Annotated in this window: 24 protein-coding genes; 10 read left to right on the top strand and 14 right to left on the bottom strand. The window is 70.4% G+C overall.

Annotation, left to right across the window (positions count from 1 at the left end):
- Positions 1 to 29: 29 nt before the first annotated feature.
- The 6 genes from IAG42_RS34830 to IAG42_RS34805 form a co-directional block, all read right to left on the bottom strand.
- The gene (locus IAG42_RS34830; protein WP_188340934.1) at positions 30 to 1,982 is read right to left on the bottom strand and encodes a discoidin domain-containing protein; all 1,953 of its coding nucleotides are present in this window, start codon (positions 1,980 to 1,982) and stop codon (positions 30 to 32) included.
- Between the two features lie 147 nt (positions 1,983 to 2,129).
- Positions 2,130 to 2,372, bottom strand: a complete 243-nt coding sequence (locus tag IAG42_RS34825; RefSeq protein ID WP_188340933.1) for an ABC transporter permease family protein — start codon at positions 2,370 to 2,372, stop codon at positions 2,130 to 2,132.
- On the bottom strand, positions 2,354 to 3,028 hold the full coding sequence (locus IAG42_RS34820; protein WP_188340932.1) for a carbohydrate ABC transporter permease: 675 nt from the start codon (positions 3,026 to 3,028) through the stop codon (positions 2,354 to 2,356). Before IAG42_RS34820 ends, IAG42_RS34825 begins: the two co-directional genes overlap by 19 nt.
- A complete protein-coding gene (locus tag IAG42_RS34815) occupies positions 3,025 to 3,996 on the bottom strand; it encodes a carbohydrate ABC transporter permease (protein WP_188340931.1) in 972 nt (323 codons plus the stop codon). Before IAG42_RS34815 ends, IAG42_RS34820 begins: the two co-directional genes overlap by 4 nt.
- A 71-nt stretch (positions 3,997 to 4,067) precedes the next feature.
- Positions 4,068 to 5,363 (bottom strand): ABC transporter substrate-binding protein, encoded by a 1,296-nt coding sequence (locus tag IAG42_RS34810; protein ID WP_188340930.1) that lies wholly within the window; start codon positions 5,361 to 5,363, stop codon positions 4,068 to 4,070.
- Positions 5,363 to 6,652 (bottom strand): Gfo/Idh/MocA family protein, encoded by a 1,290-nt coding sequence (locus IAG42_RS34805; protein ID WP_188340929.1) that lies wholly within the window; start codon positions 6,650 to 6,652, stop codon positions 5,363 to 5,365. The genes IAG42_RS34810 and IAG42_RS34805 overlap by 1 nt, the downstream gene beginning before the upstream one ends.
- Positions 6,653 to 6,775: 123 nt before the next feature.
- Between IAG42_RS34805 and IAG42_RS34800 the strand changes: the two genes are divergently transcribed.
- Entirely contained in the window at positions 6,776 to 7,906 is a 1,131-nt protein-coding gene (locus tag IAG42_RS34800; protein WP_188340928.1) for an ROK family protein, read from the top strand.
- A gap of 103 nt (positions 7,907 to 8,009) precedes the next feature.
- Complete coding sequence (locus IAG42_RS34795; RefSeq protein WP_188340927.1) at positions 8,010 to 8,921, top strand: NADP-dependent oxidoreductase; 912 nt, start codon at positions 8,010 to 8,012, stop codon at positions 8,919 to 8,921.
- A gap of 65 nt (positions 8,922 to 8,986) precedes the next feature.
- Here IAG42_RS34795 and IAG42_RS34790 read toward each other — a convergent pair whose 3' ends face one another.
- Both IAG42_RS34790 and IAG42_RS34785 read right to left on the bottom strand, forming a co-directional pair.
- Positions 8,987 to 9,430, bottom strand: coding sequence for an ArsI/CadI family heavy metal resistance metalloenzyme (locus tag IAG42_RS34790; RefSeq protein ID WP_188340926.1), 444 nt, complete (start codon positions 9,428 to 9,430; stop codon positions 8,987 to 8,989).
- Positions 9,431 to 9,471: 41 nt separating this feature from the next.
- On the bottom strand, positions 9,472 to 10,857 hold the full coding sequence (locus tag IAG42_RS34785; RefSeq protein WP_188340925.1) for an NAD(P)-binding domain-containing protein: 1,386 nt from the start codon (positions 10,855 to 10,857) through the stop codon (positions 9,472 to 9,474).
- A gap of 101 nt (positions 10,858 to 10,958) precedes the next feature.
- Here IAG42_RS34785 and IAG42_RS34780 point away from each other — a divergent pair, with 101 nt between their 5' ends.
- The 3 genes from IAG42_RS34780 to IAG42_RS34770 all read left to right on the top strand — a co-directional run bounded on the left by IAG42_RS34780 (position 10,959) and on the right by IAG42_RS34770 (position 14,418).
- Positions 10,959 to 11,333, top strand: a complete 375-nt coding sequence (locus IAG42_RS34780; RefSeq protein WP_188340924.1) for an ArsR/SmtB family transcription factor — start codon at positions 10,959 to 10,961, stop codon at positions 11,331 to 11,333.
- 198 nt (positions 11,334 to 11,531) lie between these two features.
- On the top strand, positions 11,532 to 12,524 hold the full coding sequence (locus tag IAG42_RS34775; protein ID WP_223206303.1) for an alpha/beta hydrolase: 993 nt from the start codon (positions 11,532 to 11,534) through the stop codon (positions 12,522 to 12,524).
- A 208-nt stretch (positions 12,525 to 12,732) separates the two neighbouring features.
- A complete protein-coding gene (locus tag IAG42_RS34770) occupies positions 12,733 to 14,418 on the top strand; it encodes a M4 family metallopeptidase (protein WP_188340923.1) in 1,686 nt (561 codons plus the stop codon).
- Positions 14,419 to 14,493: 75 nt separating this feature from the next.
- On the opposite strand, the gene IAG42_RS34765 is transcribed toward IAG42_RS34770, so the two are convergent.
- Positions 14,494 to 16,197 (bottom strand): ATP-binding SpoIIE family protein phosphatase, encoded by a 1,704-nt coding sequence (locus IAG42_RS34765; RefSeq protein ID WP_188341766.1) that lies wholly within the window; start codon positions 16,195 to 16,197, stop codon positions 14,494 to 14,496.
- A gap of 214 nt (positions 16,198 to 16,411) precedes the next feature.
- Here IAG42_RS34765 and IAG42_RS34760 point away from each other — a divergent pair, with 214 nt between their 5' ends.
- From IAG42_RS34760 to IAG42_RS34750, 3 genes are all read left to right on the top strand, one after another.
- The gene (locus IAG42_RS34760; RefSeq protein ID WP_188340922.1) at positions 16,412 to 17,065 is read left to right on the top strand and encodes a hydrolase; all 654 of its coding nucleotides are present in this window, start codon (positions 16,412 to 16,414) and stop codon (positions 17,063 to 17,065) included.
- Positions 17,066 to 17,268: 203 nt separating this feature from the next.
- Entirely contained in the window at positions 17,269 to 18,003 is a 735-nt protein-coding gene (locus tag IAG42_RS34755; RefSeq protein WP_188340921.1) for a DUF4097 family beta strand repeat-containing protein, read from the top strand.
- Between the two features lie 187 nt (positions 18,004 to 18,190).
- A complete protein-coding gene (locus IAG42_RS34750) occupies positions 18,191 to 18,547 on the top strand; it encodes a hypothetical protein (protein ID WP_188340920.1) in 357 nt (118 codons plus the stop codon).
- 178 nt (positions 18,548 to 18,725) lie between these two features.
- On the opposite strand, the gene IAG42_RS34745 is transcribed toward IAG42_RS34750, so the two are convergent.
- On the bottom strand, positions 18,726 to 19,562 hold the full coding sequence (locus IAG42_RS34745) for an esterase/lipase family protein (RefSeq protein ID WP_223206302.1): 837 nt from the start codon (positions 19,560 to 19,562) through the stop codon (positions 18,726 to 18,728).
- On the opposite strand from IAG42_RS34745, the gene IAG42_RS38190 reads away from it, so the two are divergent.
- Both IAG42_RS38190 and IAG42_RS34740 read left to right on the top strand, forming a co-directional pair.
- Entirely contained in the window at positions 19,561 to 19,725 is a 165-nt protein-coding gene (locus IAG42_RS38190) for a hypothetical protein (RefSeq protein ID WP_223206301.1), read from the top strand. The two genes, IAG42_RS34745 and IAG42_RS38190, sit on opposite strands and share 2 nt — an antisense overlap.
- A gap of 98 nt (positions 19,726 to 19,823) precedes the next feature.
- On the top strand, positions 19,824 to 20,225 hold the full coding sequence (locus IAG42_RS34740) for a hypothetical protein (RefSeq protein WP_188340918.1): 402 nt from the start codon (positions 19,824 to 19,826) through the stop codon (positions 20,223 to 20,225).
- Here IAG42_RS34740 and IAG42_RS34735 read toward each other — a convergent pair.
- Genes IAG42_RS34735 through IAG42_RS34720 form a run of 4 tightly spaced genes read right to left on the bottom strand, consistent with a single transcriptional unit; the run spans position 20,215 to position 25,161 of the window.
- Positions 20,215 to 21,735, bottom strand: a complete 1,521-nt coding sequence (locus IAG42_RS34735; protein ID WP_188340917.1) for an ABC transporter ATP-binding protein — start codon at positions 21,733 to 21,735, stop codon at positions 20,215 to 20,217. The two genes, IAG42_RS34740 and IAG42_RS34735, sit on opposite strands and share 11 nt — an antisense overlap.
- Positions 21,732 to 22,547, bottom strand: coding sequence for an ABC transporter permease (locus tag IAG42_RS34730; RefSeq protein WP_188341765.1), 816 nt, complete (start codon positions 22,545 to 22,547; stop codon positions 21,732 to 21,734). Before IAG42_RS34730 ends, IAG42_RS34735 begins: the two co-directional genes overlap by 4 nt.
- A gap of 56 nt (positions 22,548 to 22,603) precedes the next feature.
- Entirely contained in the window at positions 22,604 to 23,557 is a 954-nt protein-coding gene (locus IAG42_RS34725; RefSeq protein ID WP_188340916.1) for an ABC transporter permease, read from the bottom strand.
- Complete coding sequence (locus IAG42_RS34720) at positions 23,554 to 25,161, bottom strand: ABC transporter substrate-binding protein (protein WP_188340915.1); 1,608 nt, start codon at positions 25,159 to 25,161, stop codon at positions 23,554 to 23,556. Before IAG42_RS34720 ends, IAG42_RS34725 begins: the two co-directional genes overlap by 4 nt.
- Positions 25,162 to 25,200: the final 39 nt, after the last annotated feature.

The following is a 25,200-nucleotide window of genomic DNA, read 5'->3' as shown; positions in this document are numbered from 1 at the left end:
CGCTCCGTGGAGCGGCCGGCCCAGTCGCGTCAGGCGACCGTGAGTTCGTTGACGGCGATGTTGCCCCATTGGCGGTTGGCCGCCTTGACGACGAGACGGAGTTGCGAGGTGTCGACGGGGGTGGGCAGGGTGAGGGTGCGGCGTTCCACGGTGGACGTGTTGCCGGCCCAGGTGACGGTGGCGTCGGCCAGTCGGGTGGTCCAGGCCGATCCGTTCCAGGTCTGGATGTCGACGCGGGTGAATCCCTGGCCCTGGCCGAAGTGGGTGGCCAGGGTGAGTGAGGCGATGCGGCGGTTGGTCCTGTAGTCGATCGTGATGCTGCCGGGCAGGGTCACGTCGACCGGGCTCGCCCAGCTCGTCGACTCCTTGCCGTCGACCACGGCGGCGATGGATCCCTGGCCGGTGCCCATCGTGGTGGAGGCGACCGGTGCGCCGTAGCTGCCGGGCAGGCCCTCGACCGCGCCGACCGCCACGGCGGTGGGCAGGGTGGCGCCCAGGATGTCCCGGCCGCCGTTGCCGGAGATGGCGAGACCCGCGCCGATCGCGGCTGATCCGGAGAGCGGGCGGTAGCCGGTGAGATCGGTGCGTGAGGTGGCCGCGCCGGGGGCGGTCAGCTTGGGGTCCCCGGTGATCGCCGCGCTGTCCGGCGGGACGGGGCCGCCTTGGTACAGGTTGTTGCGGTAGGTGATCCCGGCGGTGTCGTAGGCCAGATTCGCCTGGTTGACGAAGAGGTTGTTGCGGAAGGTGACGTTCTTCGGGTTGTGGTAGACCTGCGCGATCTTGTAGAGCGGGCGGCTGGGCGAGGATCCGACGAAGACGGTGTTGTTGTAGACGTCCACGCCATCGGTGTTGGTGGAGAAGGTGAATATCTCGTTGCCGTCGTTCTGGCTGACGTTGTAGCGGACGATCGCGCTGGCCGGTGCGGTGCCGAGCGACACGGAGATGAAGAAGCCGCCTCCGTTGTCGTGGCTGTAGTTGTACTGCACGAGGCTGTCGTGGGTGGAGGCGTCCGCGTCGAAGGCGGTGCAGTCCAGTCCCCGGCCGCCGAACCGGGCTCCGTACACCTCGTTGAACTGGACCGTGGTGCGGTCGGCGCCGGACCACCAGATGCCGACGTTGGTGGTGGTGGAGGTGGGGCGGGCCACGGTGTTGTACTCGATGAGGGTGTCGGCGACCTGGTTGGGGTTGATGCCGCCGGAGCCGACGTCGTGGACGTGGTTGCCGCGGATGATCAGGCCGGTGCTGGGCTTGAAGGGGCCGTACTCGCCCGAGGGGATGTTGAGTTCGCCCCACAGGGAGGTCCAGCCCTCGCGCTGCATCCAGGTGGACCAGGTGGTGATGCCGTAGGCCTTGGTGTCGGCGATCTCGTTCTTCTCGATCAGCATGCCCGTGTAGTAGGTCGGGACGCTGTTGCCGCGGACGTTGACGAGGATGCCGGCCGAGCCGATGTTGCCCGAGCCGACCTGGGCCACGCCGTCGATCTTGTGGACGTACAGGTTGCGCAGGGTGATGCCGGGGACGGCGCCGATGTCCTTGGCGCGGACCTCGACGCCGACGCGCCAGGTGGTGGATCCGGTGCCGTTGGTGATCTCCAGGCCGTCGAGCGTCCAGTGCCTGAGGTTCTCCAGGAGGACGGCCGAGGGGACGGTGTTGTCGCCGGCGATGTGGGGCTTGGCGCCGGTGCCGTACGAGGTCGCGGTCACCGGCGCGCCCTCGGCTCCGGAGCCCTTGGGGGCGAACTGGCCGGTCCAGGTGCCTCCGGCGAGGAAGCGGACCGTGTCGCCCGGCTGGAAGGTGTGCTGGTTCACCCGGGTCAGGGTGCGCCACGGCGTGGTGGTGGAGGTGCCGGGCGCGGAGTCGTCGCCGGCGGTGGAGTCCACGTAGTACGTCGTGCCCGTGGCCGCTCTCGCGGTGCCGGCCGGCAGCGTGACCGTCAGAGCGGTGCCGAGCGCGGCGGTGAGAAGGGCGCGCCTGCTGTGCATGGAGCCTCCTGGGGGAAAGGTCTGTGTCACATGGGGTGGTTCCTGAAGTCGTGGTGCGTCGTGGTCCGGCGCGGATCACGGGAGGTGCGTGTACGTGTACGTGTGCGGTGGGGCAAGTGGCGAGGGGCCGGCCCGGTCCGTGGTGGGCTACTTGCCGATGCCCGCGGTCATGCCGTCGACGATGCGGCGGCCGCACCACAGGTAGAGGACGACCATCGGGTAGACGAGGATCGCGATGCCGGCGAACATGCCGCCCCAGTCGGAGGAGTACTGCATGGTGCCGTAGAGGTTGAGCAGGGCGACGGGCAGTGTGCGTTCGTCCTCTCCCGGCGCGATCACCATGACCAGCAGGGTGGAGTTCCACAGGCCGATCACGTTGAGGACCAGCACGGTGACGATGCCGGGCCGGGCCGGGCCAGCGGGACCATGACCTGGACGAAGGTGCGCAGGGGGCCGGCCCCGTCGAGTTCGGCGGCTTCCTCGACCTCACCGGGCAGCGAACGGAAGTAGCCCGTGAGGACGAAGACGGCGAAGGGCAGCGAGAGCGCGACCTCGAAGACGAGCAGGGTGATGCGGTCGTCCCACCAGCCGGTCACCCAGTCCACCATGAAGGTGCTGACGGACAGTTTGACCACGACGATCGGAATGATCAGGGTCTGGAGCGGAATGCTCATGCCCATCGCGAAGTAGCTGGTCAGGGCGCCCGCCGCACGGCGTGACGAGCGGGCGAGCGCATACGCGGCGGGGGCCGCGACGGCGACGATGAGGAACGCGCCCACGGCGGTCAGCAGCACGCTGTTGAGGGCCGCCTTCGAGAACTGGGCGGCCTGCCACGCGGAGGAGTAGTTCGCCCACTGTGGTGCGGTCGGCAGGGAGAACGGGTGGATCCAGACGTCGCGCGAGGACTTGAGCGACTGGAGGCCGACCCAGGCGACCAGGAGGAGGTTGAAGGCCGCCCAGAGCCACAGGGCGATCGCGGTGAGCCTGGGGAGCAGGATGTCCCCGACGATCCGGGCCGGCGCGCGGTTGCTTCTGACGGGGTTCACGAGAGCTCCACTCGGTCGCGGCGGGTGACGCGCCGGATCAGCAGGATCAGAACTGCGGTGATCAGGACGACGATCACGCCCATGGCCGCTCCTTGTCCCAGGTCGGGGACCGTGGTGCCGCCGGCGATGGAGATGTACTGCTGCACGGCGACCGTGCGGGCCTCCAGCGGCGGGTTGCCCGGCGTACCGCCGGTGGTGAAGGCGAGGACGATCTCGAACACCTTGAGGCTGTTGACCACCCAGAGCACGGCGGCCACGGAGAAGACGTCCCACGTCAACGGGAGTGTGATGTACCGGAACTGCTCCCACTTGGTGGCGCCGCTCAGGTGGGCGTCCTCGTAGAGGTGCGGGGGGATGGCGTCGACGGCGGACATCATCAGGGCGATGTAGAAGCCGGTGGAGGACCAGACGAGGCCCGCGATGACGCAGCGGAACACGAGGTCGGGGCCGAGCCAGGGCAGTCCGTCGATCCCGAACACGGCGAGGATGTCGTTGACGGCGCCGTCGGGGTTGAGGAGGAATCCGATGGCGGCACCGACGGCGATCGCCGAGATGATCATGGGCAGGAACACCACGGCCCGGATGAACGCCCGGCCCTTGAGCTGGCGCAGCACGGTCATGGCGAGGAACGTGACCGCGAAGACGGCCCCTCCCCCGCCCACGGCCAGGACCAGGGTGTTCCAGAACGAGGACAGGAACGCTTCGTTGTCGAGCAGTGACGTGTAGTTCTTCAGGCCGCGCCAGGTCATCTCGGAGCCGGGGCCGGGCCAGCGGTACAGGCTGACCCAGACCCCGTAGAGCGAAGGCACCACGAACAGCGCGGTGTAGAGCGCGAGAGCCGGGGTCAGAAAGCGCCAGAACGCTCTCTCCCTCGCGGGCTTGACCGTGTGTCGCGTGCTGCTCGCTCGATCGGGCGGCGCTTCGGTCGGCCTGGAGTCGCGCGGGGTCCGGGTTGCTGTCGCGCTCATGGTCACCTGCTTCGGGGCTGTCGGGGGCCGGGGCGTGGGTCGTGGCTGTGCCGAGGTGCTGCCGGGCAGGGTCAGCTGTTGGCCTTGATGGAGGCGGCGCTCTTCTCCTTGCCCTGGGCCACGAACTCCCGAGCGGTGATCTTTCCGCCGAGCAGCTTGTCGTCGAGCGGCATGAAGATGTCGGTCCACCAGGCGTTGAGGGCGGGGGCTCCGTCGTACGGCTTGTGGACGACGGTGGCGTCGGTGATGGTCTTCTGCATGCCGGTGAGGTTCTCGGGGGCGGGCACGCCGGACCGGGCGGGGATGTTCAGTGCCTCGGTCCCGATGCGGGAGGCGTACTTCTTCTGCTGGAAGAAGGCGAGGAACTTCTTGGCGGCCTCGGGGTGCTTGCCCTTGGCGTTGACGCCCCAGCCGAGCGTTCCGGCTTCGACGGAGTTCTTTCCGCCGGCCGGGTACTGGAAGGACTCGATCTTGGCACCGGCGGGCAGCTTCGGCTTGATCTCGCTGGTCAGCCAGGTGCCGTTGATGTTGAGGTCGTAGCCGCCGGTGGCGAACTTGTCCTGTGCGGCCGGGTACTTGGTGGCGATGAAGTCCTTCTGGAAGTAGCCGCCCTCGGCGAGCTGCTGCACCTGCTTGGCCGCTGCCAGGACCTCTGGCTTGTCCCAGGCCGCCGCGTCGGTGCCGAGCGCGTGCAGGCTGCCGGCTCCGTTGGCGCGCACCAGCGCGGAGTAGAACCAGTAGGCGTTGTAGAAGGGGACGGTGCCGTCCTGGCCGATGGGGGTGCGGCCGTCCTTCTTCGCCTTGTCCAGGTAGGCGGTGAACTCGGGCCAGGTCCGCGGTGGGGTCTTGGCGAGGTCGGGGTGCTTGCCCGCGTCGAACCACACACCCGTCGAGATGACGGTGTGGGGTATGAGGCCGAGGCCCTTCTCGTCGCTGGACGCTTCCTCGGCGGCGGCCGGCAGGACGTCCCCGACGGTCTTGCCCTCCCCGGGGATCTTCTCGTTCAGGACGTCTTCGAGGGGGGCCAGCAGGTTCTGGGCGCGGAGCTTGCCCATGGTGTCGGTGCCGGTGTCGAAGAGGTCGGGGCCCCGTCCGGCGGCCATCTCGGTGGCGAGGGTGTCGGTGCCGTTGCGGCCCATCCACTTCACGTCGACCTTGATGCCGGTGCTCGCCGTGAAGTCGGCGATCGCCGCGCGGAAGATCTTCGCCTGCGGCTCGTCCTTGCCCCAGGTGGAGGTGTACGAGAAGGACTTGTCCGCTGCTCCTTCGGCGGAGTCGCCGCTGTTCTTCTTGCCGCAGGCGCTCGCGCCGAAGGCCAGGGTGCACAGCAGGGCGAGGGCGGTGGTGCGGGTCAGGGGCTGCTTCATCACATCGTCTTTCCGGTGAGTGGTCTGTCCTGCGGGGAGAGGGTGCTGACCGTGCGGGTGCGACGGGCGGTCTCGGCGGCCCAGACCACCCGGTGGGTGTCGAGGCTTTCGCGGCCGGTGGAGCGGATGAGGGTCGGATCCTTGCCGCGTACGGCTTCGACGAAGGTGTCCAGGAGGACCTCGTCGCCGCCACCGTGCCCTTCGGCCGCCGAGGCCCCGGGGCTCGTGTCGGTGACGACGGTGGAGTAGGTGTCGGTGAGGAAGTCGTGGACGCGGAGGTTCACGCCGTCGCCCTCGATGGAGCCGTGGGTGCCGAAGACGCGGGTCTTGCGGTGTTCCAGGGCGGCGAAGGCGGTCATCATGAAGCTGGCGGTGGTGCCGTCGCCGAACTCCAGGTCCACCACCTGGCTGTCGACGACGTCGTTGTCCGAGGCGTAGACGCAGCGGCCGTACGGTCCTTCGCGCAGGGCGGTGAGAACGCCGTGTTCGGTGTGGTCGTCGGTGACGGCGGACAGCGGCCACCACTCCTTGGCCGGGTCACCGAGGCAGTCCAGGTAGATCCGCTTGGCGGAGTAGGGGCAGGTGCTCTCCACCGGGCAGTCGAGGCAGTTGTCGGCGGCGTTCCCGGGGCGCCGCTCCGGGCGGAAGTGCACGAGGTTCCCGAAGGAGGAGACCCGTTCGGGCAGGGCTCCCTTGATGTGGACGATCCAGTCCAGGTCGTGGCAGGCCTTCGCGAGGAGCATCGGGGCGGAGGCGGCCTCGTTGCTCCAGTTGCCGCGGACGAAGGAGTGGGCCTGGTGCCACCATCCGACCTGTTCGAGGTGCTGGATGTTCATGACGTCGCCGATGCGCCCGGCGTCGAGGATCTCCTTGAGCGTCTCGGTGTAGCGGGTGTAGCGCATGACGTGGCAGACGGCGAGGAGGACGCCGTGGCGTTCGGCCGCCTCGGTGATCTGTGCGGCTTCCTTCTCGGTCGGCGCCATCGGCTTCTCCACCAGGAGGTGGTAGCCGAGTTCGGCGGCGCGGACGGCGGGTTCGACGTGCATGCTGTCCTGCGTCGAGATGATCACCGCGTCGGCGAGACGGTCGCGGTCCAGGAGGTCGCGCCAGTCCTCGAACACGTTCCGCTCGTCGATGCCGTGCTCCTCGGCGAAGCGGGTGCGGCGTTCCCGGTCCGGTTCGGCCACGGCCGTGATGCGCGCCCGGCCGGTTTCGCGGGCACGGCGGGCGTACCCCGTACCCCTCAGGCCTGCGCCGATGACCGCGAGCTCGACTTCCGGACCGTGCATCGACAACCTCCGCTGGCTGCTTGCGACTTACTAATGAAGGATGTTTTTATTAGTAGTGTTGGATTCTGTCAATACACGTTGAGGTGTGTGTAGTTGAAGATTCGCGGGAGCGACGGATCGCGCATGCGGCGGATCAACATGGTCGCCACCATGCGGGCACTGCGAGGCGGACCACCCATCGGGCTCACGGAGTTGGCGGCCCGTGCGGAGCTCTCCCGGCCCACGGTCGAAGGACTCGTCGAGGAGCTGACCGGCATGGGGTGGCTGGGCGAAGTGCCGCCGCAGGCGGGTCATATGGGCCGCCCCCGGCGCCTGTTCCGCTTCCGCGCCGAGGCCGGACACGTCCTCGGCATCGACGTGGGCGCCTCCAGCATCCGCGCGGTCGTCTGCGACCTGGACGGAGAACCCGCCGGCCGCCATTGCGCCGCGGTGGACGCCACGACCGGCCGCGCCGGGAGACTCGCCGCCGTGCGCGACGCCACGGCTCAGGCACTCGCGGCGGCCGAGCTCACCCGGTCCGACGTCATGGCCGTGTGCGTGGGCACGACAGGCGTGGTGAGTTCCTCAGGAACGGTCCGCCTGTCCGACAGCCTGCCCGAGTGGACCGGCCTCGATCTCGCCTCCGAGGTCGGCCGGGACTTCGACGTGCCCGTCCTCGTCGAGAACGACTGCAACCTGGCAGCCCTGGCGGAGCGCTGGACCGGGGTGGCACAAGAGGTCGACGACGTGGTCTTCGTCCTGTCCGGCATGCGCACCGGCTGCGGCATCCTCATCCGGGGCGAACTGCACCGAGGGCGCCGGGGCGCGGCAGGTGAGATCGGCGCCCTTCCGCTGGTCGGCTGGCACCGGGCCCCCGCCCATCTGACGGAGTACCCGCGGCTGCCCGAGGGCACCCCGCGCGAGCAGGTCGGCGCCCTCGTCTTCACCGCGGCCCGCTCCGGCGATCCGGCCGCTCTCGAAGCGGTGGACCGCTTCGCCCGGGATCTGGCCGAAGGCATCGCCGCGCTCGTCCTCACGGTCGACCCCGACCTGGTGGTCCTGGGCGGCGGCGTGTCCCGCTCGGCGGACGTCCTGATGGAGCCCCTGCGCCGCCACCTGGACCCGCTGTGCCTGGAACCACCCGCCCTGGCGATCTCGAAACTGGGCGATCAGGCCGTCATGCTCGGAGCCGTCCGGCACGCCCTGGACCATGTCGACGCGCGCATCTACGACATCGACGCGCCCCTGTCCGCGCCCGCGCCGAAGCCCGCGTGACGGACACGACGTGAACGGGTCGTCCCGGAGGCCCTGCCGGGAATCGCTTGATCATCACCGGTGTTGGGACCTGCTGTCGGACCCGCCATGTGAAGGACTCCTCGTGCGCGCCATACAGATCGATCGCTTCGGCACTCCTGACATCCTCGACGTGGTCGAGGTTCCCGAACCCGAACTCGGACGCGGCTCCGGCGAGGTGCTGATCCGCACCGTCGCGACCAGCATCAACCCGGTCGACGACAAGACACGGGACGGCGCCATCGGTGAAGGAGCGCCTCCGCTGCCGATGACGCTCGGCTGGGATCTGGCCGGCGTCGTGGTCGACGGCGGGAGCACCGGACTGCGCCCCGGTGAACGCGTCATCGCCATGTCGCACCAGCTCAGCACCGGGCGTGGAACCTGGGCCGACCTGGTCGTGCTACCCGCACAGGCGGTCGCGCCCGCGCCGCGCTCCGTCAGCCTGTCCGAGGCGGCCACCTTGCCGCTTCCCGGGCTGACGGCCTTGCAGACGCTGGACTGGCTGGCGGTCGAGCCGGGCGAGCGGCTCCTGATCGCCGGGGCCGCGGGTGCGGTCGGCGGGTTGGCGTTGCAGATCGCCCGTGCGCGTGGCGTGGAGGTCGATGCCCTGGTCTCCCGGGAGGCGCAGGTCGCTTTCGCCCGCGACCACGGTGCCGGCCTCGTCACGACCGACCGCGACGCTCTGCGCGACCGTCACTATGACGCCGTCTTCGACACGTTCGGGGCGTTCGTGACCGAAGCGGTGACCGATGGCGGCCGGTACGCGTCCGTCGCCACGCAGGCCGGTCCGGTCCCCGACCTGTCCTCGCGCGGGGTGCGCACCACCGTCAACCAGGTGCGCGAGGACGGCGCGGGCCTGACCGAGCTGTCCGAGCTCGTCGACCAGGGCTCGCTGCGGCTTCGCGTGCACGCCGCCTTCAGCCTCCACGATGTCCGAGCCGCGCACGCCCGCTTCCGCCAGGGCGGCTTGTCGGGAAAGATCACCCTCCTCTTCTGACGCCTGATTCCGGTGTCCGGGCGGGGTGTTGGGCGACGTCCGTGGCGACGTCGGTGGCGTTGTCGTCAGCAGCAGCTGGACGTTGCCGCCGTCTGGTCCGGGCCGTCGCAGCAGGCACTGGAGGTCGGCCTGGCCAGGCGGTCGGCGTCGGCCTTGACGACGTAGACCTCCCAGGGCTCCTGTCCGGGCCCGTGGACCCAGACCTTGTCCTGGAGGGCGTAGCAGCAGGTGGTGTCGTTCTCGACGGTGGTGTCGAGCCCTTCGCCGGCCAGGCGGACGGTGGCGGCGTGGACGTCTGCGGCCGAGGCGACCTCAATGCCGAGGTGGTCCATGTGCGTGTCCTGCCCGGGCTCGCCCTGGATCAGGACGAGTTTGAGCGGGGGCTCGGCGAGGGCGAAGTTGGCATAGCCGTCGCGGAGTTTGGCCGGCTGGGTGTGGAACAGCTTGCTGTAGAAGGCGATCGAGGCGTCGAGGTCGGGTACGCGCAGAGCCAGTTGCACACGGGACATGGTGGTCCTCCTGTCGTGGAGCGCGGATGGGACGGTGACGGTCAGCAGCCGCCGGAGGCGGGAGCGCGCAGGGTGCCGACGGCGCCGAGTTCGATCAGGGCCGGGGCCGGTGCGCAGCAGCCGCCCGTCGACTCCTCCTCGGCGGCCGGGGTGTCGAAGAGGCCGGCACCGCCGCACACGCCGGTCTCGGGGAGGGTGAGTTCGACGCGGTCGGCCGCGTCCGTGTCCCCGGCGATCGCGGCGACAACGGAGCGGACCTGCTCGTAGCCGGTCAGGGCGAGGAAGGTCGGGGCGCGGCCGTAGGACTTCATGCCGACGAGGTAGACGCCCTCTTCCGGGTGGGACAGCTCGCGGTGGCCGTGGGGGTAGACGGTGCCGCAGGAGTGCTGGTTCGGGTCGATCAGCGGTGCCAGTTCGACCGGTGCTTCGAGGCGCTCGTCCAGGCGCAGGCGGATCTCGGAGAGGAAGGACAGGTCCGGGCGGAAGCCGGTGAGCACGACGACCTCGTCGACCGGGTCGAGGCGGCGGCCGTCCTCGGCGACCAGGACGAGCCGGCCGTCCGCGTCGCGTTCGACGGCGTCGGTGCGGAAGCCGGTGACCGCGTCCGCGTGTCCGTCGTCGACAGCCGCCTTCGCGGCCAGGCCGAGGGCGCCGCGGGCCGGGAGCTGGTCGGAGGCGCCACCACCGAAGGTGGAGCCGGAGATACCGCGCCGCAGAATCCATACGCCCTTGGTGCCCGCGCCGTCAGGGGCCTTGGCGAGGTGGGCCAGGCCGGCCAGGGCGGTGAACGCGGAGGCACCGGAGCCGATGACCGCGGTGCGCCTTCCGGCGTAGCGGCGCCGGACGTCGGGGTCGTCGAGATCGGGCACGCGGTAGGTGATGCGGTCGGATGCGGCGCGCTCGCCGAGCGCGGGCAAGCCGCTGCCGCCGGCCGGGGACGGGGTGGCCCAGGTGCCGGAGGCGTCGATGACTGCGCGGGCGAAGAGGCGCTCCTCGCTGCCGTCGGCGTACGTGACGTGGACGACGAAGGGCTGGGTGTCGCGGTCGGCGTCGACGATGCGGTCCCGGCCCGCGCGCGAGACCCCGGTGACGGTGGCGCCGGTGCGGACCTTGTCGCCGAGGGCGTCGGCGAGGGGCTGCAGATACTGCTCGGCCCAGTCGGAGCCGGACGGATACGTCGCCGGGTCGGGACGGGTCCAGCCGGTGGGCGCGAGGAGCTTCTCGGCGGCAGGGTCCACGACCTCGCCCCAGGTGGAGAAGAGTCGGACGTGCGCCCATGCGCGGACCGCCGCCGCGGGCTGCGGTCCGGCCTCCAGGACGAGCGGTTCCAGGCCCCGCTCGACCAGGTTGGCCGCGGCGGCCAGGCCGATGGGGCCGGCACCGATGACCACGGTCGGCAGGGAGGCGGGCGCGCTCTTGTCACTCATCACGTTCTCCAGGGCAGGTCAGGGGCACCGGACTACTGTTTCGACAGGCGTCGATATGGACGACCTTGCCACGCGGCATCGACAAGTGTCAATATCGACGTATGTCGAATACTCGTGTTGCGGAGCTGCCCGTCCTGAATCAGCCGGACGAGACCGCGGCACCGTGCTGCCCGCCGCTGACCGAGCGCCCCCTGAGCGCCGCGGAGGCCGAGCGGACCGCGAAGATGTTCAAGGCGCTCGGCGATCCGGTGCGGCTGCGGCTGTTCTCCCTGGTCGCCTCGCACGAGGGGGGCGAGGCGTGCGTGTGCGACATCTCCGACGTGGGCGTCTCGCAGCCGACCGTCTCCCACCACCTGAAGAAGCTGAAGGACGCCGGTCTGCTCACGTCCGAGCGACGCGGGACCTGGGTCTACTACCGGGTCGAGCCGTCCGTCCTCGCCGCCATGGGGCAGCTTCTGACCACGGCGGCCCGCTGAACCTAGCGGGCTCACGTACACGAACGGCCGGGCACCCGTCGGGGCACTCCGGGCCGCGCCCAGATGGCCTCCGCATCCCTCGGCCACGGCAGCGGGGCTCGCGCCTGGGCATCTGGTACCGCATTGCAGGGTGTTTCTGGTTCCACCTCTGCGGGGGTGCTGGGCCGATGGTGGGCCGAACAGGCCGTTCATAGCGTTGTGTTCATGAGCGATGACACGAACGCACAACGAAAAGGTGCCACCCGGCGGACTACTTTGCGCCAGCTCGGACTCGCGGTGGGAGGCACGGCGCTGGCCACCGGCTTCGGAACCTCCCCCGCCGCCGCGACCCCGCATCGCGGGCTCACCACTTACGTGCTGGTGCACGGCACCCACAGCGCCGGCGCGTTCTGGATGCCGATCGCGCGGGAACTGGCGCTGCGCGGCCACCGCGTGGTCATGGTGGACCAACCGCGACACGGCGCGGAGGCGTTCGTGCCGGAGTCGTACCAACGGCAGGACCTCGCGGCGATGGCGGTCGAGCCCTCCCCTCTGAAGGGTCTCGGGCTGGACGACTACGAGGCGCGCGTCACGGGCATCGTTCGGCAGGCCGCCAGGAACGGCCCGGTGGTGCTGGTCGGGCACAGCCTGGGTGGCGTGTCGGTCAGCCGTGTCGCCGACGCCGTCCCGCATCTGCTGCACCACATCTGCTACATGGCGGCGTTCTGTCCCAGCCGCGCTCTGCCCACGGCGGACGCCTGCACGGCGGCACCCGAGAACGCGAACGCCGTCAGCCCGGTGGCCTTGACGGTGGGTGACCCGGACCGGCTCGCGGTCCTTCGGCTGAACTTCCGTACAGGCGTCAGCGGCGAGTTGGACCTCCTGAAGGAGATGATCTGCGCGGACTACCCCGACGCCGAATTCCTCCGCACACTGGCCGGCATGCAGACCGACGAGCCCGTCGCCGCCTATGCCGGACGGGCGGTCGGCCGGGCCGGCACCTGGGGACGCGTTCCCCGCACATATCTGCGTTTCGGCAGGGACCGTACGATCGCCACCGCGCTCCAGGACCGGATGATCGCGGAAGCCGACGCGTCCACACCCGGCAACCGCTTCCGCGTGCACGACTTCCCCAGGGCGTCACACGTCGGCCCTCTGGATCCCACGCCGGTCGCGGATGTCCTGGACACACTCGCAGGAGACCGTAGCTGACGGTATTTCAAAGGCGCATAACCGTCATGGGGTTTGGTTCTCATGGTCACACGTACTTTCGGTCACAGGATCTTCACGAGGGTGTGGTTCCGGGGGCCGGAGTGCGGCCACTAGCGTCGACCTCACGCGGCCCGGATGTCACCCCTGTCCCGGGCGCCGCAGGCCGGCCACGCACGCCGGCCGTCTCCCCCCATGAAAAGGAGCTCGAGTGAGCCCCCTGCACTCGCGCCGATCGCGCACCAAGCTCACCGTCATATCCGCGGTCTCCGCAGGCACCCTCATATCGGGCGGCCTGGCCCTCACCGCCTTCGCCGGCAGTCCGGACCCCTCCACCTCGCCCGGTGCACCGGCCACAGCCGGCTCCCCGGGCGCCGCACCGGCCGAACTGACCGAGGCCGAACGCGCCGAGCTCATACGTCAGGCGCAGGCCGGCGCCGACGACACCGCGCGCCGCATAGGCCTCGGCCCCGACGAGAGGCTCGTCGTGAAAAGCGTCGTCCAAGATGTCGACGGCACCGTCCACACCCGCTACGAGCGCACCTACTCCGGCATCCCGGTGCTCGGCGGGGACCTCGTCGTCCACACCGCCGGCTCGGGCAGTTCCAAGGGCGTCACCAGAGCACGCAAGGGCACCGTGGAGGTGGCCACGCTGACTCCGGATGTCCCGGCCGACCGAGCACAGCAGCAGGCTGTGTCCGCCGCCGAGGCCCAGGGCTCCGAGCGGACCACCGCCGACGGTGCGCCACGCAAGGTCATCTGGAACGTCTCCGGCAGGCCCGTCCTCGCCTACGAGACCGTCGTCGGCGGCCTCCAGGACGACGGCACCCCCAACCAGCTGTACGTCATCACCGACGCCTCCACCGGCAAGAAACTCTTCGAGTACCAGGCCGTCGTGACCGCCACGGGCACCGGCAGGAGCCAGTACGCGGGCAAGGTCGCCCTGAACACCGCCCGGTCGGGCTCGCGGTACCAGCTGAAGGACGCCACCCGCGGCGGCCACAAGGTCTACAACTCGAAGCACACGACCGGCACTTCGACCGGATCCCTGTTCATCGACAAGGACAACACCTGGGGCGACGGCAGGGCCTCCGGCTCCGCCACCGGCCAGACCGCTGCCGTTGACGTCGCCTACGGCGCCCAGAAGACCTGGGACTTCTACAAGGACACCTTCGGCCGCCTCGGCATCAGGAACAACGGCCAGGCCGCCTACTCCCGCGTCCACTACGGCGACCAGTACCAGAACGCGTTCTGGGACGACGGCTGCTTCTGCATGACCTACGGCGACGGCAAGGCCAACACCCACCCGCTGACCGAACTGGACGTGGCCGCCCACGAGATGACCCACGGCGTCACCAACAGCACCGCGGGCCTGCAGTACACCGGCGAATCGGGGGGCCTGAACGAGGCGACCTCCGACATCATGGGCACCGGCGCGGAGTTCTACGCCAAGAACCGCCGTGATGCCGGTGACTACCTCATCGGCGAGAAGATCGACCTCAAAGGCGACGGCACCCCGCTGCGCCACATGGACAGGCCCAGCAAGGACGGCGCCTCCGCCGACTACTGGAGCCCGAGCGTCGGCAGCCTCGACGTCCACCACTCGTCGGGCGTCGCCAACCACTTCTTCTATCTGCTGAGCGAGGGCAGCGGCGCCAAGACCGTCAACGGGGTCTCCTACGACTCCCCCACGGCGGACGGCGCCAAGGTCGCCGGCATCGGCCGCGCCAAGGCACTCCAGATCTGGTACAAGGCGCTGACCACGTACTTCACGTCGACCACCGACTACGCGGGCGCCCGCACCGGCACGCTCATGGCCGCGCGCGACCTGTACGGAGCCGGCAGCACCGAGTACGACGCGGTACGCGCGGCCTGGTCCGGGGTCAACGTCGACTGACGCAGGTCAGCCGGTCGAACGACCAGGCAAGGTGTGGGCGGCACTCAGGGAGCGGGGCGGACGACCGGTCGACCGCTAGCGCTCCGTCGGCAGGTCCAGTTCCGCCCACACCGATTTGCCGTAGGCCGTCCGGCAGGCTCCCCAGCGGCGGCACAGCATGTTGATCAGTTGCAGTCCGCGGCCGCCCTCGTCGGTCGGCGCCGCGAACTGGATCTGCGGCAGGTCGGGGCCCCGGTCGGCGAGCTCCACGATCACCCGGCCGTGCCGCACGAGTCTGAGCGGTCCCGGCCCCCTGCCGTACCGCATGGCGTTGCCGACCATCTCGCTGACCACCAGCTCCGCGGAATCCTGCAACTCCGGCTGCCCCCAGTCGGCCAGCTGCCCGCGCACGACCTTCCGCGCGAAGCTGCCGGCCGACGCGTCGGCCGGCAGCTCCCACATCCGGATGTCCTCTGCCGCGTCGTGGGTGTCGGCCACGAGCAGGACGGCGTCATCGAATCGTTCCGGTGTGGCCAGCTGGTCCACACCGGGTGCCGGTGCCCCGGCGGGCATCTCGGCCGCGGTCCGGCGCAGCCGCTCCAGGTCCTGGGCCAGGTCACCACCGCGCGTCTTCGTGAGGCCGTCCGTGTACAGCATGAGGCGCGCGCCCTGGGGCAACGTGATCCGGGCGCCCTCGTACGGGATCGCACCGGCCCCGATCGGACCGCCGACCGGCAGGTCGACGAAGCGGGCGTCGCCGTCCCGGTCGACCACGAGGGGCGGCAGGTGCCCGGCGGAGGCCAGCGCACAGCTGCCGTCGGCCGGGTCGTAGACAGCGACCAGGCAGGTGGCGACCTGCTCCTCGTCGAGGTCACGCGCGGCCAGGTCCAGCCGGGTGAGCACCCGCTCCGGCACCGTGTCCAGGGCGAGCAGGACGCGGGCGATCCCACGCAATCGGCCCATGGTCGCGGCCGCCGACAGGCCGCCGCCGAGCACGTCGCCGACCACGAGGGCGGTCCGGCCGCCGGGGAGCGCGGCGATGTCGAACCAGTCGCCGCCCGCCACACGGCGGTCGCGGGCCGGCTGGTAGCCGGGCCGGACCTCCAGCTGAAGGGTGAGGGGCGACTCGCGCGGTAGCAGGCTGTGCTGGAGCGTCACCACCGTGTCACGCTCCCGCTGGTACAGGCGCGCGTTGTCGAAGGCGACGGCGGCCTTCCCGAGCAGTTCGGTCGCGAGCGCGACATCGGCCCGGTCGAAACCCGGCCGGTCACCGGCGCGCACGAAGTCGGCGAGCCCCAGCAGCACACCGCGGGCGATCACCGGGACGACCAGATAGCTGTGCACCCCGGCGGCCCGCAATTGCCCTGCTCCGCTCGGAGTGGAGGCGATCTTCGTGAAGTCCTCAGGGGTCACCCGGGACACGAGAACCGGCTCACCGGAAGTCAGAGCGTCCCTGCCGTAGCCGGCGAACGAGGTCGCGCTGCCGACGGGGGTCGCCTCGATCATGCGCACTTGCGGGATCCAGGCGATCGCCATCGCCTGCATGGCCGGCATCCCCGGCCCTCGCCAGCGGTCGACCTCAGCGCCGCGCAGTACGGATTCGAGCAGGTCGACGGCCGCGCCGTCGGCGAACTCCGGCACCACGAAATCGACCAGCTCCTGCGTGGTCCGCCGCAGGTCGAGCGTGGTCCCGATCTGCCGCCCGGCCGCGTTCAGCCAGGCCAGATCCGCCGGCACACGTGCTGAGCGGGCCTCGTCGTACCGGCTGTCCTCGTACGCCCCGGGCACCGGCTCGACCATGGTGTTCACCTGCCTTTCCAGGCCGCCTCTCCCACCACTTTCCCACCACGGGACCGCATGGGTCACGCGGACGGCGGGCAACCGCACCCCTCGGCGGCCGAGCGACGACCTGCGTGCGGCGGCGTGTCGGTCGTGGCAGCTTCGACAACGGCCCCAAGCTCAGCACAAGCCGCTCCCCGGCGCACTCCCCACCGAGTAAAGAGAGAAGCTCACCATGACCGTCGACCCCGCGCACAAGACATCCCCTGAGCCGGTACGGGACACCCTGAGCGACCATCTGCTCTCGCCGGACAACTGCGCCGTGGTCCTCATCGACTATCAGGCGGGCCAGTACGCCACGATCGGGTCCACCAGCCGCGCCGAGATCGATCTCGGCGCCACGACGCTGGCGCGGCTCGCCCGCGCGTACGAGATTCCCACCGTGCTCTCCACCGTCGGAGTCGGCATGGGCGTCAACGAGGGCACCGTCCCCGAACTCGCCCGTGAACTGCCCTCCGTACCCGAGATCGACCGCACGGGAGTCAACTCGTGGGAGGACGCGGACTTCCGCGCCGCCATCGAGGCCACGGGCCGGAAAAAGATCGTCATGGCGGGCCTGTGGACCGAAGTCTGTCTGGCGTTCCCCACCCTCGACATGCTCCGCGAGGGCTACGAGGTGTACCCCGTCATCGACGCCGTAGGAGGCGTCTCCCCCGTGTCGCACGCCACCGCAGTCGAACGGATGGTGCAGGCCGGCGCGCAGCCGATCACCTCGATCGCCTTCGGCAGTGAGCTCATGCGCAACTGGGCGCGGCCGGACGCCGACCGGTTCCGCGTGATCATCAACGACTACTTCCGCCGCAAGCGGGACATCGGGGCCTCGGAATGAATGAACAGGCCCCAGATCTGGGCCACTTGGAGGCTGCCGGACCGTCCGGGCTGAGGCCAGCCCCTGGTTGAACCCGGGGGTACACCCCATGGTCGTGTGCAGCCGACCGCCATAGCGTCGAGGTGCGTCGCGCCGGAGACCGGCACGGAACCAGCATCTTCTTCGGGCCTGTTCAGACGGCTCACGAGACTTGGGGGACATCCATGCGTCAGGCACTCCGCCGCCTCGGGGCCTTGGCGGCAGCCGCACTCACCGCCGGCGGACTCGCCGCGTGCGGCCTGGTCAAGGGCGAGACCTTCGAGGACACCAGCACACTGTCGGGGAAGATCACGTCTGTGCGGGTGGAGAACGGGTCGGGCGGTGTCACCGTCAACGGCACGGACGACGGCGGGAAGTTGTCCCTGCGACGGGAGGTGGAATACCGGGACGACAAGCCGCGGGACGCCACCCACCGGATCGAGAACGGCGTGCTGATCCTCGGCGGCTGCGGCAGCCGCTGCTCGGTCGACTACACCGTCGACGTACCCGCCGGCATTCCGGTGACCGGGGAGCTGTCCAGCGGCGCGGTCCACCTGAACAAGGTGGGTGCCGTGAACGTGACCACCAGCTCCGGCCGCATCGAGCTGCACGGCGTCTCCGGCGCGGTGGAGGTGAGGACCTCCAACGGCAGGATCACCGGGGACGACATCAAGGGCACGCGCGTCCAGGCACAGACCTCCAACGGCGCGATCAAGCTCGACCTGGCGACCCCGCTGGACGTGCAGGCCCAGACCTCCAACGGAGACATCACCCTGACCCTGCCGAAGGCCGGCTATCAGGTGACGGCGGACACGGACAACGGGGACAGGACCATCGGCGTCTCCGACGACCCGGCGGGCAAGTACCGCCTCGGGCTGCGGAGCAGCAACGGCGACATCACGGTCCGAAGCGGCGCGTGAGCCGATGGCGGCCACAGGTCGCACCACGTTCTGCGGGAGCATCAGGTCCACCCCTGGGCCCGCCCCGTCCCCCACATGACCCATGGACGGCCCCCTTGGGGTGAATACGGCCCGGCAGAACCCTTTCCGTGATCTTGAACGGGACAGCCTGGGCGGGAACCTACTCGCCCTGCCGCAAGGAACCTCGATGCGCCTTCGTACGACCCTGGCCGCCGCCCTCGGCGCGCTCACGCTCACGCTCGCCCTGCCGGCCTCCGCGTCGGCCGCCGACGGCGACTTCTCCTACACCTACGTCGACCCCGACGGCCGGCCGCAGAGGGCGACCCTGCACGACCCGGCGAGCCCGGGCTGTGTCACGCTGCCGGAGGTCGCGGACCCCGGCTCCTCCGAGCCGGCCTTCGCCCCGCACAACGACACCGACGAATGGGTGATGGTGTTCACCGAGCCCGACTGCACGGGCGACTCCTGGACCCTGCGCCCGAACGGAAGGCCCGCCGGCGACCGCCTGAAGCTGCGCTCGGTGTTCTTCACCGGGCGCCAATAGGACCTGTCCCACGGGGCACGCCGGAGCCGGCGGGTTTGTGGGACCAGGGGAACCTCTCGGCCGGCGACGTCGCGCTCCTCGCCGCCCGCGTCCCGCCCCGGGGTGAAGACGACACCCGGGCCGGGACGCGGCCTCGCCCACGACACAGCCTCTGCCAAGCGGACTTGCGGGGCTGGAATCAGAAGGCCGGCGCCCTCAGCACACAGGGGGCCGCCGGGGCCGAGGGGTCCAGGGCCCGTTCGACGAGTCCGATCGCGCGCGGGCTGTACGACATGCTCAGGTGGGCGGAGAGGTCGATCGGGCAGCCCTCCTGCAAGGCGATGTTCCGCACCGTCGCGCCGGGGCCCGCCGTCATGAACGTGCTCTGCCAGGGGGTGGTGATCTCGTCGTACTTCGTGGCGATCACGGTGTAGTCGACACCGGGAACGGTGTCACCGTCGGCGTTGAGCTCCTTGATGAAGTCGGACTTCTCGTACTGCTGGACGCCGGCCTTGCCGACGGACACCTGCCCGGGTTCGAGAATCCCGAGCTTGTCGGCGAGTGTCGAGATGCCGCTCATGGTGGTGCCGTGGTTGGTCGCGCCGAGCTGGACGACCTTCCTGACCTTGTTCTTCGAGGGGTCGGCCGGGTTCGCGCCGCCGTCGGCCTTGAGGTACCAGCGGGCCAGGGTGCCGCCCTGGGAGTGGCCGACCAGGTCGACCTGCCCGGAGCCGCTGGCAGCGAGCACCTTGTCCACAAAGGCGGCGAGCTCCTTGGAGGACTCCTTGATGTCTCCGTAACCCTTGACGGTGGGGGCGAGAGCCACCGCGGCGTCGTCGGTGTCGCCGAAGTCGAGGGCGTAGACGCAGTAGCCCTGAGCCTTCAACTCGGGTGACATCCGGGCCCAGTTGTTGTAGCGGTTCTCATAGGTGCCGTGGACCAGGACGACCGGACGCGGGTGGGCGGCGTTGGGCCGGCAGTTCCAGTCGTTGGCACCGGGCGGATCGATGTCGAGGTGGAGGATGGAATGGACCATGGCAGGAAGGAAGTTGTCCTGCTCCGGGCCGGTCTCCGCCGCCGCCGAGGTGGCGGTGGCCAAGACCGTCGCCGCGGCGGCGGCACAGACGGCGCTGACGTATCTGGGCATGGGAAAGCCGGTTCGCTTCACGAGTCCCCCTGTGGAGAAGCATCTCCATTGATTGGATAGTGGCAGTATCCAATAGGGGTGATCGGTTCGTCACCGGTACGAGCGAGATGGCCGAATCGAACTCGTCGAGGACTACTAGGGTGGCCCCTCATGGACCGCCCGATGGATGACCTGCCGCTGCTGGAATTGCTGTGCGCCGCCGACGAAGTGCGGGTCCCCGGCGAACTCGAGTCGTCGCGCCCTCACGAAAAGGCTCCCGACGCGGTCGTGGACACCTATGTGGTCGACGGCGGCCGACTGCTCCTCACTCTCTGGCACGGCCGGCTGCACGAGGTGATCTACCAGACCCCGGCGGAGTCCGCGGAGGACGCGTCACGCCGCAACGATCGATTGTTCGCGCACTACGGGCAGGGCGACGACTGGACCGAGATCCTCGACAACGGGTTCGGCAAGACCTACCGCCGCGCCGATCAGGGGCGGTACGCCTTGTGGAGCTACGTGATGGACGTCGCGACCTTCGGCACGATGGAGTTCCATCGGGTCATGTGGTGACCGCCCCGCTCCTCTCGCCGCGTCGGTCGAACGCCGCCAACACCTGGCGCGCAGGGCCTTGGTCGACCAGTTCACCGTCGTCGAGTACGACGATCCGGGTCGCAAGCGACGCGGTGTCGAGGTCATGGGTGATCAGGACCAGGGACAGGTCCTCGTTCCGGTCGTGCAGGAGGCGCGCCAGCCGGTCGAGGAGCGCGCGGCGGGTGACGGCGTCCAGGCCCGAGGTGATCTCGTCGCACACCAGGACCCGTGGCCGGGCGAGCAGGGCCCTGGCGAGGGCGGCGCGTTGCAGTTCGCCTCCGGAGAGGCGGCCGGGCCGGCGGCGTACGAGTTCCTCGGTGAGCCCGAGGCCGGTCAGCGTCGTCAGCGATTCGGCGCGGGCGTCCGCCTCGGCGAGGGCACGGAGCCGGACGGCCGTGCGGGCCACCTGGTCGAGGACCGTGCGGTGTTCGTCGAAGGCGGCCTTCGCGTCTTGGAAGACGTACTGGACTGCGGCCAGTTGCTCACGCGTACGGGTGCGCAGGCTGCGCGGGAGCGGTGAGCCGTCCAGGGTGAGGGTGCCGTCGTGGTCGCGGTGGAGTCCGGCCAGGCAGCGGCCGAGCGTGGTCTTGCCGCTGCCGGACCGGCCGACGACGGCAAGGCACTCCCCCGCCCGCAGGGTGAGTTCCGGCACGCGGAGCACCACGGAGCGGCCGTGTCGGGCCTGGAGGCCGGGGTGGGTGAGGTGCAGGACGGTGCTGCCCGGATCGCCGCGTTCCTCGGTTGCGCACTCCGGGCACTGTGCCAGGAGTTCGCTCGTGTAGGGGTGGCGGGGCGCGAGCCAGATGCGCTCCGCCGGTCCGGATTCCACCACTTGGCCGTGGCGCAGGACGAGGATCTCGTCGGCAAGGGCGCGTACGACGTCCAGGTCGTGACTGAGCAGGACCACGGCGATGCCCTGCCTGGCCACCGACCTCAGTTGGTCGGCCACATGGTGCTTCGTCAGCGGGTCGAGGCCGGTGGTGGGTTCGTCCGCGACGACGACCCTCGCGCCGAGCAGCAACGCCTGGGCGAGCACGACACGCTGTTGCTGCCCGCCCGAGAGTTGGTGTGGATACCGCTTCAAGAGGGCTTCCGTATCTGGTAGTTGGGCGTCAGCCAAAGCCTTGAGGACGCGCTCCTTGGCGGCCGCGCGGCGCTCGCGCCTCGGAAGGTGTCTCATCTGGGCGCGGGCGATGTCCGTGAGCAGGGCGTCGATGCGGCGGGCCGGGTTGAGGACGGCTCCGGGATGCTGGGGGACGTAGCCGACCAGGCCCTCGGGGACGCGCACCTCGCCGCTCACACGGGCACCGTCCGGGTACTCACCGAGCAGGGCGAGCCCGGTGGTCGTCTTTCCGCTTCCGGACGCGCCGACGAGGGCGGTGACCGTGCCCGGCCGCACCCGCAGACTCACCCCGTCCACGATCCTGCGCCCGTCGATGTCGACGCACAGGTTCTCGATCTCGGCGACGGTCTCCGTCTTCGCGTTCATGCGGGGCGCCTCTTCATCCGGGACCTCTTCCTGTGCTCCAGGGCGGAGTCGACGAGCAGGTTTCCGCCCATGGTCAGGGCGACGATGAGCAGGGCGGGCACCACCACGGCCCAGGGCTGTACGAACAGGCCGGTGCGGTTGCGGTCGACCATCACCGCCCAGTCGGACGCGTCGGGTTCGACGCCGACACCGAGGAACGCGGCGGTGGCCACGAGGTAGAGCACACCCGTGAAGCGGACGCCCGCGTCGGCGGCGAGGACGCGGGTGGCCGAGCGGCCGACGTAGCCGACGGCGGTGCGCCACCACGTCTCGCCCTGCAGACGCAGGGCCTCGACGGCCGGCCGGGACGCGGCCTCCGCCGCGGCGGCGCGGACGATGCGGGCCGCGTCCGGGATGTTGACGAGCGCCACCAGGAGCGCGAGGCGCACGGCCCCGGGAGTGAGGACGGCGGCGACGAGCAGCACCATGAGCAGCGAGGGCACCGCCAGCAGCACGTCGAGAGGCCGCATGAGCAGCTCCTCCAGCCAGGTGCGGTGGGTGAGTGCGCTGACGAGACCGAGGGGCAGCGCCACCAGGTAGGCCAGGGCCGTCGCGGTGAGGGCGACGAGGACGACGGACCGACCGCCGAGCAGTACCTCCCGCCAGACCTCCCGGCCGACGAAGTCGGTGCCCAGCCAGTGTCCGCCGCCTGTGGTGAAGGACGCGGCGCGCGGCCCCGGTTCACCCGCGAACAGGGGTCCGAGCAGGGCCAGGACGAGGGGGACGCCGACGAGGAGGGCGCCGAGGACGTGGCGCGGACGCGAACGCCGCATCACGTCGTCATCGGGCTTCGCGCGGGCCTTGCCGCGGTCGCCACCGGTGAGGGTCTTCACGCGGCGACCTCCCCTCGTGGTGCGAAGCGGCGGGCGACCAGGTCGGCGCCCGTGTTGAGGACGACGGTGAGGACGCCGAAGACGACGGCGAGGCCCTGCACGACGGGGATGTCCCGCTCGGCGACGGCGTTGATGAGTACGGTGCCGAGTCCGGGGATCACGAAGAGCGCCTCCACGACGATGACTCCGCTCAGCAACCAGTCGATGGTCCGGGCGAGTTGCTGAGTGGCGGGGGTGACGGCGTTGGGCAGGGCGTGGGCGTAGCGGACACGGGCGCCGGAGATGCCGTAGCGGCGGGCCTGGGCCGCGTACGGCGCGGCGAGGGCGTCGATCATTCCGGCGCGCACCAGTCGGGCGAGGGTGCACACCGGGCGGGAGAGCAGGACGAGGACGGGCAGGACGAGGGCGGCGGGGTGGGCGATCAGTTCGGTGCCGTAGCCGACGGCGGTCGGTGGCAGCCACTGGAGGCGGATGGCGAACACCGTGATCAGGAGCACTCCGCAGGCGAACTCGGGTACGGCGTAGAGCCCCAGGGTCACGGAGCTGACGAGCCGGTCCGCGAGCCTGCCCTCGTGGCGGGCGGCGAGCACGCCGAGGCCGACGCTGAGCGGCACGAGCAGCAGGACGGTGAGCGTGGCGAGCAGCAGCGTCGGCCCGAAGCCGTCCGCGATGTACGTGCTGACGGGGCGGCCGGAGGCGAGTGAGGTGCCGAGGTCGCCGTGGAGCAGGCCGGACGTCCAGTCGGCCAGGCGCTCCAGGGCGGGCCGGTCCAGGCCCATCGACTCCCGGATGACGGCGATCCGCGCCGGGTCCGGCTGGTCCCCGGCGAGTGCGACGGCGGCGTCGCCCGGCAGCGCCTCGGTGAGGGCGAAGACGAGCAGCACGACGGCCGCCGTCTGCGCCGCACCGAGCAGCAGCCGCCGGGCGGTCCAGGCGGTGAGTCCGCTCACGCGAGCCACACCTTGTCGAAGCGGGCCCAGTCCAGGGAGTTCGCGGGCGCGTCCGTCTCCACTCCGCGGACGGTGCGGGCGGTGCCGATGATCCAGTCGGCGAAGCCCCAGATCAGGAAGCCGCCCTCGGCGTACAGACGGCGCTGCATGCGCTGGTAGACGGCCGTGCGCTGCCCGGTGTCCTTGGTGGACTGGGCCTGCTGGTAGAGGGCGTCGAAGTCCTTGTGCCGCCAGTGGGTGGCGTTGGTGGTGGAGGCGGTGAGCAGGCGCTGGGAGAGGTGGGTCTCGATGGGCATGGCGCCGGAGCGGTAGGAGCAGAGGGTGCCGCTGTCGAGGATGTCCGTCCAGTAGCTGTCCTTGCTGCCGGTCCTGACCTTGATGGTGACGCCGGCCTTGGCGGCCTGGTCGCGGAAGATGGAGGCGGCTTCGGGGAATCCCGCGGCGACCGGTGAGGTGTCGAGGGTGACCGTGAGGTCTTCGGCGCCGGCCTTCTTGAGCAGGGACCTGGCGCGGTCGAGGTCCTGTTCGCGCTGCGGCAGTCCGTCGGCGTAGTACTCGTACCCCTTGCCGAACAGGTCGTTGCCGATCTCCCCCGCCCCGGACAGGGCACCCTGCACGAGCTCCTCGCGGTCTGCGATGAGGAAGAACGCCTCGCGGATCCGCCGGTCGTCGAAGGGCTTGCGGTCGGTCTTCATGGCGAACGCCTGCATGCCGCTGTTGCGCAGCCGCAGGATCTCGATCTGTCCCTTGCCCTCGTGGGCGCGGCCGGTGGTGGGGTTCAGCTCGTGGGCGTACTCGACCTGGCCGCCGAGGAGCGCGTTGACGCGTGCGGACTCCTCGTTGGCGACGACGATCTCCAGCTCGTCGAGGTGCGGGGCGCCGTCCCAATAGTCGGTGTTGCGCCGGAAGACGGCGGACTTGCCGGGCGCGAAGGAGACGAAGCGGAACGGGCCGCTGCCGACCGGCTTCCGGTCGAACTGTTCGGCACCCTCGGGGACGATGTACGCGCCGAACGCGGCGAGCACGTTGGGGAATCCGGCGGTGGGCCGCTTGAGGACGAACTCGACGGTCCGCTCGTCCAGGGCCCGGCTCGCCTCGAGGTCGACGGGTTCCAGATCCGCCTTCGCGCGGAACGCCCTCTTCGGGTCGGTGATGCGGCGGTAGCTGTAGAGCACGTCCTGGGCGGTGACCGGCTTGCCGTCGTGGAACGTGGCCTTGCGCAGGGTCACCTTCCAGCGGTCCAGGCCCGCGCCGGCCTCCCAGCCGGAGGCGAGGCGTGGCTGGGCGGAGAGGTCGGCGCCGTAGTCGGCGAGCTTGTCGAAGAGGGCCTTGGCCCGGGCGACGTCGGCGAAGAGGTTGCTCGCGTGCGGGTCGAGGGTCTCACTGGCCCCGCCGCCGGCGAAGGCGGCCCGCAGCCGTCCGCCGCGCTGCGGCTTTCCGCCGCCCTTGGCAGCGGTGTCGGTGGAGCCGGAGGAGCTGCATCCGGCGAGGGCGAGCGCGCCGAGGCCGACGGCGCCGGAGGTGGCGGCGAGGAAGCCGCGGCGGCGCAGTCCGGGGAAGCGCGCGTCGGTGCGGGGCAGGCGGGTGGGACGTATGTCGTTCATGGTGGATTCCCTGCTGTGCGGACGGTGGAAGTCGTGGCG

The organism is Streptomyces xanthii (assembly GCF_014621695.1).
Taxonomy (GTDB): Bacteria; Actinomycetota; Actinomycetes; order Streptomycetales; family Streptomycetaceae; genus Streptomyces; species Streptomyces xanthii.
This window is presented reverse-complemented; position numbering and strand designations above follow the sequence as displayed.